Genomic DNA, 13,326 nt, shown 5'->3' on the forward strand with positions numbered 1-13,326 from the left:
CAAAGCCTTCACCACCGGGCAAGATGTATTCTTTAAGCGTGGAGCATACAACCCAGGCTCTCAGGGAGGGCAGGAGTTAATTGCCCATGAATTAACCCATGTTATGCAGCAGGGAGGAGCTAATCCGCAAACAGCTCAACGCAAACCAGCAAACCGTTCCCAGTCGCCTGAGCAAGTACAGACTCGTGTCAGAAGCTCAAGCTCTCCAGTCGTGCAACGTTATGCTAATTTTACCTCCCAGCTTAACGGACTCGAACCAGCACCCAAAAATGACGTAGACCCCCATAGTGCAAAACGAGATGCATTAACAGCATTGCAGGGGTATCTTGGCAGTCAAAATGGGGCGATTGTAGTCAAGGGGAGCGGCGATAGATTTGCTTGGGCGAGTGAACAGATAATCGAACATTCTAATGAACAACTAGAGGCTGGCGGATCTTTTGTTACCTTAAAACAAGGGAATGTATTCTCTAAGCAAAGTCATTTAAATACGGCTTACAATCAAGAGCTACCCAATCTTTACGAGATCAAGCCCATATGGAACCCACGAGAAGAGGCTCAAAGTAAGGATAACGTACACTATCGCACCCAGCAACAGAACTTGGGGAACCCAGTACCTGCGCCCAAAGAAGAAAAGCAGATTGATGACAATGATGAAAATCATGAAAATGTGGCTCCTCAAAATGGCTCAGATATGGCTCCTCTAGCTCCTCTAGCTCCTCTAGCTCCTACAGCTCCAATGCCTAACAATGGTCTTCCTCAGCAACAAGAAATACGCCATGTAGAGCTTAATGAGCAGAGTATCATCAACAGTACTCTGGAATTATGGAAAGATTGCCGCAAATCCTCTGGTGCTGTAATGGGATCTCAACTAGAGAGAGAAATACGATATGACACTAGCCCTCCCGATGAAAAACAACAAGAGGACTTGACTCCAAAGATCATCAAAAAGTACAAGTCGGACATGCCAGAATTGATGCTTTCCAAGATCAATTTCGATTTGCTTAAGGCATGGTTCAAAACATATCCAAGACCTAATCAAGAACAGGCTAAAAAAATGGTTCAGCGTCTGATGCCTCCTGTGAAACCGGAGAAGGAAGATCAAAAATCGTATGATAAGAGGCTGAGGAAATGGAAGAGGAGGAATAAAAACAAAATCTCGGCTGACGATGTTTATTTTGGGCTAGACGATGAAGAGCAAGACCAATTCAACGAGCATCATGGTATGGGTAAGTATGCTCTCCCTGATGTAGGAGAGGGTTACGTTATTATATCTGGGCAAAGAGCAACAGGTTTTGACACACACCACAAATATGCAGATAAAGGTAAGGCTTACATCTTTCCTTATCACTGGGGAGGAGTCGTGGCACAAGATGGTAATGATCGATTAACTTTAGAGGCAGCATCTGAGGGAGATGAACATGCCATAAAAGAAGGTTGGACATTTGAGCTTTATGGTACGGAAGAGGGTCAATCGTTTCACGAAAAACATGCTGCTACCGGAAGGTATGGTAACATGCATCAAACGCTCCGAGTATACAAGCCCACAGAGAGGAACAAACAGAACCAATTAGACGTTCCAGTCATGGGAGGAGGTGGACTTGCACCTATAGCACCTGTGCCTGGAATCCCTGCGCCTATGGCACCTGTGCCTGGAAATAATGATAACCTTCCTCGCGTCGCTCCTATGCCCAAACCTCCCATGGCTCCTAAAAACGAGCAGGAGTAAGTAAAGGAGGTCAGATGGGTAAGGGTCTTTAATCTGTTGAATTCAGGCTAATATACCCTGTCTTTTTCCGTGCATAAAATAGTTCTTGTAACTATGAAGGAGTTCATGCAACCTAACCGTGTTAAATCTAGCATTTTAGAAACCCATCAGCGCTTCTCTCAATCCTTGCTGTGGCGGTTTCAACGCGAGTTTTTCAACCAAGAGGGGGTGCAAGCATGGAATACAGGAAAAGTCCCCCACTATGTCACGAGCAACCCCTTTATCGCGAATGCTTATGGAAAAGTGGTACTGGGTTTTCTGCGTGACTGTGTGCAACATCCCCAAGATCAAATTGATTTTAGTCAACCGGTCTATATTGTAGAGTTAGGGTCTGGATCGGGTCGATTTGCCTATCACTTTCTGAAGCAATTTTTTACGTCCCATTTTAACTCGGCATTGCGAGCAATTCCGGTCAAATATATTATGACGGATTTAGCCGAGCAAAACCTAGAATTCTGGGATACTCACCCTTCATTACACCCGTTTATCGAAAAAGGATTGCTGGATTTTGCGCGATTTGATATTGAAGAGGATGTCACTCTTAGCCTACGGCATTCTGGAGAGGTTTTGTCTTCTGAAACGATCAAAAATCCTCTGATTGTTTTTGCTAATTATTTCTTTGATAGTATTCCCCAAGATCTATTCTCGATCCAAGGGGGGAAACTCTACGAAACGTTGCTGACGGTTACTGCTCCTGAAGCGAATCAGGATCTGACGGATGCTGCTTTACTGGACAATCTGGATATTACTTACGAAGATGCAGAAATTGATGCCGATCGCTATTACGAGAATCCGGCGTTTAACCAAATTTTACAGGATTACCAAACTTATTTAGGGGATACCACGCTCTTATTTCCCTCTGTGGGTTTGCAGGGGATGGAGAATTTGCAGAAACTGAGCCGCGATCGCCTGCTTCTGCTCTCTAGTGATAAAGGTTACGGTTCTGAAGAACAGTTGCAAAAGCGACCCAGACTGAAACTCTCCTTTCATCAAGGTTGCTTTTCCCTGATGGTGAACTATCCAGCGATCGCCCGATACACGGAATATGAAGGGGGTATGGCTCTGCTTCCCCATCATAAATCCCGCAGTATTGTGATTGGTGCGTTTCTATTTGCACCAGAGATCGAGTGTTTTGTCGAAACATCCCATGCCTATCAAACGGCGATTGAAGAATCGAGTCCCGATGACTTTTTTGTCCTCAAAAAGGCGATTGAACCCCATTTTGATAGCCTCACCCTAGAGCAAATTTTGACCTATTTGCGCTTCAGTCATTGGGACACTAAGCTCTTTTTCGGCTGCTTTGATACTCTCATGCGACAAGTTGAAAGTGCCTCCGAGGTCTTACTCCAAGAGCTAACCCGTGCCATTCACCAGATCTGGGAAACCTATTACTTTATTGGCGAACCGGAAGACTTACCCTTTCATTGCGCCATGTTACTGTATAAAATAGAAGCTTACGATCGGGCGATCGCCTTTCTACAATATTCCCTCTACTTCTACGGTGAAGATCCAGGCATGTATCATAACCAAGCCCAATGTTATTGCAAACTGCAACAGTGGAATAGGGCATTAGAGGTACTCGATAAAGCTTTGGCACTGCATCCAGAATTTACAGCAGCACAAGAATTAAAACAACAGATAGAAGGCGAGAACTTGAAAAAAATGTAAAAATTGTGCCATCTGGACTCAGCAAAATTATAACCGAGGATTAATGTCATTTTAAAGTTGGGTTGCTTCAATAATAGAGCGCGATCGAACAATTGCTTGGGTGCTGACTAGGCTGAACTGTTCTTAAACATTTTCACTGATTTTCCTGTGATGACTTTACCTCGCCCCATTTCCTCTGCTTCCCCTCAAGTTCCTCTACGTTGGGTTCTCGTGGTTCCCTTTGTCCTGCAAATTTTTGCGGCTGTAGGATTAACGGGGTATCTCTCCATTCGCAATGGACAACAAGCAGTGAATGAAGTCACACAGCAGCTCCGGAGCGAAGTCTCCAGTCGTATTCAAGAACGGTTAGACTCCTATTTAGAAAGCCCTCATTTGGTGAATGCTCTAACGGCTAAAGCCATTCGTCGCTTCAACTTGTGGAATGTAGAAGACATGAGTGCCATGGAAGGCTATGTTGCCGAGCAACTGATTCAATTTCCAAATCTCAGTTATCTGGGATTTGGTGGAGAGGAACAGGAATTTGCCGGAGCAGGACGAAACAATGATGGATCTTTAGTGACTTATTTGACCGATCGTAGCACCAATTTTGTCAACACGGTTTATGAGGTTGATGCTGAAGGAAACCCTGGTGAATTTATTGAAGAAAAGCCAAATTATAATCCCACAATTCGCCCTTGGTATCGAATCGCAATAGAAGCCAACCAAGCAGTTTGGACAAATATTTATTTAACGTCCGAGAAACGTCCTGTTTTTTCTGCGGTGGAACCGTTTTATGATTCCCAAGGAATCCTACGAGGAGTCTTGGTTGTCGATTTGAGTCTTTGGCATATTAGCGAGTTTCTGAGAGAGTTGAAGATTGGCAAAACAGGACAAGCATTTATCATTGAACGCAATGGCTTTTTAGTTGCTTCATCCAATCCGGAACAACCTCCGGTTAATGAAGAGGGAGAACCGCAACGTTTACCAGCTTCTGAAAGTCGTAATGAACTGATTCGCTTTAGTGTCGCGTCTCTAAAAGATGAATTTAGTCGTTTAGAAGCAATTACAGAAACCAGACAACTCAAGTTTACAATGAATGACCGTCCGCAACTGCTGCAAGTTACTCCAGTTACAGACGATCGCGGATTGGATTGCTTAATTGTTGCCATGATGGGCAGTGAAATACAAGTTAAAAGTACCTTTGGAGCTGGAAGTACCTTTTGGTTTGATGTTGATTTTCCAGTGTCTACAGAATGGGTGAGTAGTGCCACCGTTTCAGAACAGGGGAAAATTATAGGCTATTTGGGAGAGCCAAAGAAAATCCTCGTTGTAGACGATCGCCCCGTCAATCGAAGCGTAGTCGCAGAAGTCTTAAAACCCCTAGGATTTTCGATTGATGAAGCGGAGAATGGGGAAGAAGGATTAGAGCATTTACAAGACTTTCAACCCGATTTAGTGATTACAGATATTGTCATGCCAATCTTAGATGGGTATGAATTCGCTCGACAAATCCGCACACATCACTCAAAAGAGTTACCTATTTTAGCCGCTAGTGCCAGTGTATCCCTAGCCGATCAAAGTTTAGCGATCGCCGCCGGATGTAATGATTTTCTAGAAAAACCGTTGGATTTACAAACACTACTGATTCGCTTACAGAACTATCTGCAACTGAGTTGGATTTATGAAGAGACTCAATCTGCACCAGAAACTCCAGTCGAAGATCTCAACATTCCCTCTGAATCAGAAGTGGCTCTTCTCTATCAAGCGACCAAAATTGGAGACATTGAAGCCATAGAAGAGAGAGTTCAACACTTAAAAGAGCAAGATTCCATCTATGACGTATTCTGCGATCGCATTCTAGCTTTAGCCAATGAGTTTGATGACGAAGGAATCCTCAAGTTCCTGGACTCGGTAGGTTGCCTGCAAAACTAAGTCACGATCGCTCTACTCAAACTCAAGTGTTTAGGTTTGAGAAAATAAAGATAAAATAGAAGAAGCCACTCCATGATAGGGCGATCGCCAACAGGAGAAAAAACTTATGGCACGTGGACAGATGCGAATCAGGAAACGTTCAATCCTTTCATCTCCAGGTAAAGGTAAAAAAGTCCGCACAATGCAAGCCCAGTTTAATACCATCCAACGAGAAGGCAATCAAGATACTGCCATGAGGAAAGATTGCCCCCTAGTGTCTCATGGCAATATCCTACAACGGATTATGGAGCGAGAGGCCCGGCAACACGTTGTCCAGCGAGATAATGAAGGTCAAGAACAACAATCGGTCAATCTCTACCCCACAGGCAAAGGAGAACCCCTACCGAATGAAATTGTAGACAACTTTACCCAGCAAGGCCATCCAGAAGTGGCAAAAGCTGAAGTTCATGTCGATGATGTTGCCACCCAAAGCATCGGCGCTCAAGCTTACACCACCCAGAAAAAAGATATTGTCGTCCAATCAAGCGTAGCCAAAGACCCTAAAGTATTGACCCACGAGGCAACCCATGTAGTACAACAACATAACATGGATGTGCAACCCACCATTCCCAACACTCCCATCAACGATACCTTAGAAAAAGATGCCCAAGATAACGAAAAACGAATCAGTCAAAATCAACCCGTTTCCGTACAACTCAAACACCAGAATAACAATAGTTCCGGTTCCCCAATGATCCAACGTCGGGTAACAGCCAGCACGTTTCCAGAATTTTTACACGATCAACACCAACTACAAAATCGTGCCCAAAGCTTGAATCCTGACGAACATTACACCACCGTGGGATTTGAACATGAATTTGCTCAAATGGAAGATGGTCCTTTGCAAGGTTTAACCCATGTTGAGGTGGGAGAATCCCACGAAAGTATGCCCTACACAGGTATCAACTTTAAGTTAGAAACCGATGCAGCCGATGCCCTAGAACTGGTAAGTCCCCCCTTCTTTGTAGAAACCCTAGAACCCGGTAGTACCATTCCCGTCCCTGAAGATGTCCAAAAAATTAATCGCATGATTACTACTCAGTTACAAAGTACGGTTGTTAGTGGCTCAACAATTGGGGACTTTACTAAAACGATGAAAAGCTCTTCAAACCTCAACTTTAGCTTAAAATGGAGACCCTCAATTAAAGCAGAAAACAAAAGCGGTGATAATAAACGCCGGTTTTTTAGCCGGAAAGAACGACGATGGTTTAGATTTGATTGGAAAAAGGGATTCCGCAAGGTAATTCCTGGAATTCACCTCAAACCCTCAAGTAAAAATGGTGGGATTTCTGCCCAAGCGAACATTGCTTTAGGCGGTAAAGATATTGGAAAAATCACCGAACTGATGCAAGCTCCAGAGTCTTCATCCATTGACAAAGCGGCAGCATTTGGGAAAATACAAGTCGCGATCCAAAACAAACTCTTGGAAAAGGCACAAACTTTACAAGAAGGCCCCTTAACCCATGAAATGGTAATTTTTATTAGACAACTGGCTCGAACCCTAAGCGGGATCTTTTCTGTCCCTTCTCAAAGCAAGCAACTCGCGGCAAAAGGGAAGAACACTAAAATGTTTACGAGGGAAGCTAGGCAATATTGGAGAGGCTATGGCGATAGTGAAGGAGATAAAAAAGAGAAAAAATATGCTCAAAAGTTTCAGGATGCCCGTCACGCTTCTAGCTATGTTAAAGATGTACAAGACGTTTGGGTCAAGGATACGATTATGAATTTTGGATTGGGCATATTGAAGCCTGGTGATTGGGCAAGTGTTCTACAAATTATCAGTGATGATTCAGTTCGCACTATGGTCTCCTCAATTGAACAAGATGATGGTCTGATGGGAGATATGAAGAGGGAATATCCTGAAGCCTTCAAAAAAGACCGGGGAATTGGTCAAAAGATGATCGCTGCCCTAAATCAAATTGTTGGTGATATTAACAGCAATAACCTGACCCAAAAAGAAGATGTATCGGGACTCTATTTAGGCCCAGAGCAACAGCCAGGTTTTCTATCCCATGACCCCAAATACATTGGTGTTCGTCAAGATACTTATTTACCCGGCAGTAAAGTTCGTTTGCCCAACAGTGATAAACGTACCCATGTTTTGGAAACTCGACGAAATATTGATAATTTTATTGGGAAAATAGATACGTTAAACACAACCAAAGCCCCCTTAGCACCTTTGGCCCCGATCCCCGTTACCAATAATCCAGAACAGGACAAAGTAAAACTAAGGAAGCGATACCCAATAGGTTCGTTTATTCGATACAGAGCTGCCGATCGGGTGAACAGAAGGGGTCAAAATCATAGTGTTGATTGTTTAGCTAAAGTGGTTAGATATGGCCATAACGACCAAGGCACTCAATACCAAATAGCCGTAAAAGGACTTCGTTTTGTAGAATCTAAAACTTTCCAGTTGGTTAGTAATGATTTTTATGATTATGGCTCATCTAATTTTACAGTGTATCCAGAAGATTTCAATGTTGAAGAACAAGGTAGAACTCATTTCCGAATGCATTTTATTCAACAAGAGGCAGTTCTAAGCAGTTAGGAATTCATGATGGCCAGTGATGGGTCGCATTATTGCTCAGGAAAGAATCAGGGTTTGACCCCCTTTTTCAGAAACTGAACAGAAGAAGGAGAATGACCTTAACAGTCATCCTTAAGCCTCCCTTAATAGGGAGGATACCAAAATTTAGCTAAAGGAAATACAGCACCATCCTCCCAAACCCGTAAAATAACTGTTGGCCATTGGCTGTTGCGTCTTGCCTCTATAGTAGGCTGGCTTGGCGGCAGGTCACTGGTAACTGAATAATAGACCTCTTGCATAAGTGGGCAGAACATGAATAGTCATGCAGTAATCATCTATTCTTATGACTATTGCCTATTGCTTATTGCCTCTTGCCTGACTTCTGCAAGAAGTCTAATCTCTCTTCGCACTCTAAAACTCAAGAACTATGCCCCGTCGCAACGATATTAAAAAAATTCTTCTCCTCGGTTCTGGTCCGATTGTCATTGGCCAAGCCTGTGAATTTGACTATAGTGGCGTACAAGCGTGTAAAGCGCTACGCTCCGAGGGATATGAAGTGGTGCTGATTAACTCCAACCCAGCAACCATCATGACCGATCCAGAAACGGCAGAGCGGACCTATATTGAACCGCTAGTGCCTGAAATTGCTGAGAAAGTGATCGCCCAGGAACGCCCAGATGCTCTATTGCCGACGATGGGCGGGCAAACGGCGCTCAACTTGGCGGTTAACCTGGCGAAAAATGGCACACTGGAGCGTTATGGGGTGGAACTGATTGGAGCCAAACTTGAGGCAATTGAAAAGGCAGAAGACCGACTCTTGTTCAAGGAAGCGATGCAGCGCATTGGGGTAAAAGTGTGCCCGTCGGGAATTGCCAACACCCTGGATGAGTCCAAACAAATTGCAGCCGAGATTGGGGTGTATCCCCTGATTATCCGCCCAGCGTTTACCCTGGGGGGAACCGGGGGCGGTATTGCCTATAACCAAGAGGAATTTGAGACGATGGCCCAGTATGGGCTAGATTGCTCGCCCATGTCCCAGATTCTGATCGAACAGTCGTTGATTGGCTGGAAGGAGTACGAGCTGGAGGTGATGCGCGATTTGGCGGATAATGTGGTGATTATCTGTTCGATTGAAAATATTGACCCCATGGGGGTACATACGGGGGATTCGATTACGGTGGCTCCAGCACAGACGCTGACGGATAAGGAGTATCAGCGCCTCCGAGATGCGTCGATCTCCATTATTCGTGAGATTGGGGTGGAAACCGGTGGCTCGAATATCCAATTTGCAGTCAATCCGGTGGATGGGGATGTGATTGTGATTGAGATGAATCCCAGGGTATCGCGCTCCTCGGCTCTGGCTTCTAAGGCAACAGGGTTCCCGATCGCCAAATTCGCCGCTAAACTGGCAGTCGGCTATACTCTCGATGAGATTCCCAACGATATTACCCAGAAAACACCGGCTTCCTTTGAACCGACCATTGATTATGTGGTCACCAAGATTCCCCGGTTCACATTCGAGAAGTTCGCGGGAACGGAGCCGATTTTAACGACGCAAATGAAGTCGGTGGGCGAAGCGATGGCTATTGGGCGCACGTTCTGCGAGTCGTTCCAGAAGGCCCTGCGAAGTCTAGAAACCGGAAGAGCCGGTTGGGGTTGCGATAAGTCCGAGGTACTGCCCAGTTTAGAGTCGATTCGCCAGGGTTTGCGGACACCGAATCCCGATCGCATATTCACCTTGCGTCATGCCCTGATGGCTAAGATGTCGCTGGATGAGGTGTACGAGCTGACAGGAATTGACCCCTGGTTTTTGGACAAGTTTAAACAACTCTTGGACGCGGAGAAGTTCTTGAAGCGTACGCCCCTGTTAAGTATCAAGACCGACGAGATGCGGGAGGTTAAACAATTGGGATTTAGCGATCGCCAAATTGCCTTCGCCACGTCTACCAATGAAACTACCGTACGATCGCGCAGACAAGAGTTGGGTATTATACCCGTATATAAAACAGTGGATACCTGCGCGGCGGAGTTTGAAGCCTTTACGCCCTATCACTACTCCACCTATGAACTAGGGGAAACCGAAACCCAACCCTCTGAACGGCGGAAAGTGATGATCCTCGGTGGTGGTCCCAACCGCATTGGCCAGGGGATTGAGTTTGACTATTGCTGCTGTCATGCTAGTTTCTCGTTGCGCGATGCTTCTTTTGAGACGATTATGGTCAACTCGAACCCGGAAACGGTTTCAACGGACTACGATACGAGCGATCGCCTCTATTTTGAACCTCTCACCCTGGAGGATGTCCTCAACATTATTGATTCGGAACAGCCAGAGGGCATCATTATTCAGTTTGGAGGACAAACGCCCCTGAAGTTGGCAGTTCCCCTGCAGAGAGCCTTGGAAGATCGTCCCAAAACTAAGATTTGGGGCACATCCCCCGATTCCATTGATACGGCAGAAGACCGGGAGCGGTTTGAGGCAATTTGCCAGCAGTTAAATATCTTGCAGCCACCCAATGGGATTGCGCGATCGACTCAAGAGGCGATTCGCGTGGCAGGTCGCATTGGCTATCCGGTGGTGGTGCGTCCCTCCTATGTTCTAGGAGGAAGAGCGATGGAGATTGTCTATTCCGATGGCGAACTAGAGCGGTATATGACGACCGCCGTGCAGGTGGAGCCAGACCACCCGATTCTGATTGATAAGTTCTTGGAAGGGGCGATCGAGGTGGATGTGGATGCCCTCTGTGATGCCACAGGTGAGGTGGTCATTGGCGGCATCATGGAGCATATCGAACAGGCAGGAGTCCATTCGGGGGACTCTGCCTGCGCGCTTCCGCCGTTTACGCTCGCCTCATCGGTATTAACGACAATTCGCACTTCGACGGTGGCTTTAGCGAAGGCTCTGAACGTGATTGGCTTGATGAATATTCAGTTTGCGGTGCAGCGCACTTCGGCTCCGCTCAGTGACCGGGTTTATATCCTGGAGGCAAATCCGAGGGCTTCGCGAACTGTACCCTTTGTGTCGAAGGCCATTGGTAAACCTTTGGCTAAGTTGGCTTCTCTCGTAATGTCAGGGAAAACCCTAGCAGAGGTGGGACTGACGGAAGAGATTATTCCACAGCATGTGTCGGTGAAAGAGGCGGTGCTGCCCTTTGAGAAGTTCCCGGGCGCGGATACCTTGTTGGGGCCAGAGATGCGCTCGACTGGGGAGGTGATGGGGATTGACTCGTCGTTTGCGACGGCGTTTGCCAAGGCAGAGGTGGCGGCTGGGGTGCGGCTGCCGTTGTCGGGTTGTGTGTTTGTCAGTTTGAGCGATCGCGAGAAGGAGGCGATCGTTCCGGCGATCGAGGAGTTGATGGAGCTGGGCTTTAGCGTTATGGCGACTGCGGGAACTCGGCGGGTGCTGAGGTCGAAGGGGCTGGAGAATGTGCAACCGATCTATAAGCTCCATGAGGGACGGCCCAATGTCCTTGATGAGATTAAGAACCACAATATCCAATTGATTATTAATACACCTTCTGGTGAAGAGGCCCAGGCTGATGGACGGTTGCTGAGGCGATCGGCTCTGACCTATAAGTTGCCCATTATTACTACGATTGCTGGCGCTAAGGCCACGGCTGAGGCGATTCGGTCTCTGAAGTCTTCTCCCTTGGAAGTGAAGGCTTTGCAAGACCATATTCAGGCTTAGGTTTTGCTCGGTGGCGTGAGGGGTTTAACTATTCTTATTTCTTATAGATAGAATTCATTCCTTACGCTCCCCTGACTTTGCGATCGCCCCGTAGACCCTAGTCTATGGGGTTAATCTTTGGAATAAAATGGGGTTTCCCTATTGCCTTTTGCCTCTTGCCTCCCCTCTCCCCTAAGAAATTTACAAAAATGTTGTAAACAATGCATTTCTTCATAAAGTTCCTGGGTAACCTATGGGGAATCACAACTAGACAAGACCCGGGAGGTATTCCTCTATTCATTCTTAACCAGTAGACGCTAGCTTAAAACAATGTTACAATACTTAACATAATAGAATTCTGGTAGATAACGACAATGACAAGCGAACTCATTTTAGTCACAGCCACATCCGTTATCGGTCTGATCGTTGCCCAACGGCTCATTGAAAACCCATCGGAATCTGCCCCAGAAGCAGAAGTCGTTCCTATCCCTGTCAGAACAGATGAGACAGATAGCGCTATGCGCTAGGAAATAGGCAATAGCAAAGGGTAACAGTTCAAAATACTGTGCATTTTGTCAAGTCCAAAATAGAGCGCCAAGCTCATTGAATAGCACGATTTTTGGACACTTCAAAGAAACAGTGAAACCGGGTATTGCCTTTTGCTAGAGTGCCTTTTACCTCTCCTTACTCCTAGTCCAAGGACTAGCCTTCCTATTGTTGTCAACCCAAGACGCAGACCTATGAAAACCGCCCAAAACCCTACCGATCCCGTTCGTGCTTATCTTCGCGAAATTGGCCGTGTTCCTCTGCTCACTCATGAGGAGGAAATCACCTTGGGTAAGCAAGTGAAGTATTTAACCGATCTTCAAGAAATAAAAGATACTTTAGTCAAGGAAACTGGCCAGGAACCGAGTTTAGAGAAATGGGCATCAGTGGCTGGCGTTTCTGTAGGGGAGTTGCGTCAGTCCATTGCCCAAGGAGAACGAGCCAAGCGCAAGATGGTGGAAGCGAATCTGCGTCTGGTGGTCTCAGTGGCGAAGAAGTATATTAAACGCAATGTAGACTTGTTGGATTTGATCCAAGAAGGAACCATTGGGATGCAACGGGGGGTAGAAAAGTTTGACCCCACGAAGGGCTACCGGTTCTCTACGTATGCGTATTGGTGGATTCGTCAAGCCATTACTCGAGCGATCGCCGAAAAAGGACGCACCATCCGCCTACCGATTCATATTACAGAAAAACTCAATAAGATTAAGAAAGCTCAACGGCAACTGTCTCAAACCTTGGGGCGATCGGCAACCATTAATGAGTTGGCCGAAGAGTTGGATCTGACTCCCAAACAAGTGCGGGAATACTTAGAACGCTCTCGTCTTCCTTTATCCCTGGATTTGCGCGTGGGAGACAACCAAGATACAGAATTGGGTGAGCTTTTGGAAGATACTGGCCCATCTCCAGAAGATTTCACCATGAATACGTCTCTGCGAGCTGAATTAGAGCAAATGATGACAGATTTAACCCCCCAACAACAGCAGGTGTTATCGTTGCGGTTTGGGTTGGAAACCGGTCAATCCATGACCTTAGCCAAAATCGGCGATCGGCTCAACATTAGTCGCGAGCGTGTCCGTCAAATTGAACGGGAAGCTTTAGGTAAGTTACGCAAGCGGAAAGCGGATATGCGCGAGTACATCGCCAGTTAGCGTCTCGATCTCAAGAACGATACGATGTTGCGTCCCTTAATTCTCAACAAAAAGC

The 13,326-nt window shown here is 46.1% G+C and carries 7 protein-coding genes and 1 pseudogene; all 8 read left to right on the plus strand.

Features of this window, described 5'->3' with window-relative positions; genetic code table 11:
- A pseudogene (locus J7545_RS24005) lies at positions 1–125 on the plus strand (DUF4157 domain-containing protein); the annotation flags it as partial.
- Complete coding sequence (locus J7545_RS10005) at positions 104–1,726, plus strand: hypothetical protein (RefSeq protein WP_413039288.1); 1,623 nt, start codon at positions 104–106, stop codon at positions 1,724–1,726. The pseudogene J7545_RS24005 and the gene J7545_RS10005, both read left to right, overlap by 22 nt.
- A gap of 105 nt (positions 1,727–1,831) precedes the next feature.
- On the plus strand, positions 1,832–3,433 hold the full coding sequence (locus J7545_RS10010) for a tetratricopeptide repeat protein (protein ID WP_318698609.1): 1,602 nt from the start codon (positions 1,832–1,834) through the stop codon (positions 3,431–3,433).
- Positions 3,434–3,583: 150 nt separating this feature from the next.
- Positions 3,584–5,344 (plus strand): response regulator, encoded by a 1,761-nt coding sequence (locus J7545_RS10015; protein WP_318698610.1) that lies wholly within the window; start codon positions 3,584–3,586, stop codon positions 5,342–5,344.
- Between the two features lie 106 nt (positions 5,345–5,450).
- Positions 5,451–7,931, plus strand: coding sequence for a DUF4157 domain-containing protein (locus J7545_RS10020; protein ID WP_318698611.1), 2,481 nt, complete (start codon positions 5,451–5,453; stop codon positions 7,929–7,931).
- A 406-nt stretch (positions 7,932–8,337) separates the two neighbouring features.
- Positions 8,338–11,595 (plus strand): carbamoyl-phosphate synthase large subunit, encoded by a 3,258-nt coding sequence (gene carB / locus J7545_RS10025; protein ID WP_318719518.1) that lies wholly within the window; start codon positions 8,338–8,340, stop codon positions 11,593–11,595.
- A 353-nt stretch (positions 11,596–11,948) separates the two neighbouring features.
- A complete protein-coding gene (locus J7545_RS10030) occupies positions 11,949–12,101 on the plus strand; it encodes a hypothetical protein (RefSeq protein ID WP_271936213.1) in 153 nt (50 codons plus the stop codon).
- Between the two features lie 213 nt (positions 12,102–12,314).
- Complete coding sequence (locus J7545_RS10035) at positions 12,315–13,271, plus strand: RNA polymerase sigma factor, RpoD/SigA family (RefSeq protein WP_318698613.1); 957 nt, start codon at positions 12,315–12,317, stop codon at positions 13,269–13,271.
- Positions 13,272–13,326 lie beyond the last annotated feature (55 nt).

The organism is Roseofilum sp. SBFL (assembly GCF_017746885.1).
Taxonomy (GTDB): domain Bacteria; phylum Cyanobacteriota; class Cyanobacteriia; order Cyanobacteriales; family Desertifilaceae; genus Roseofilum.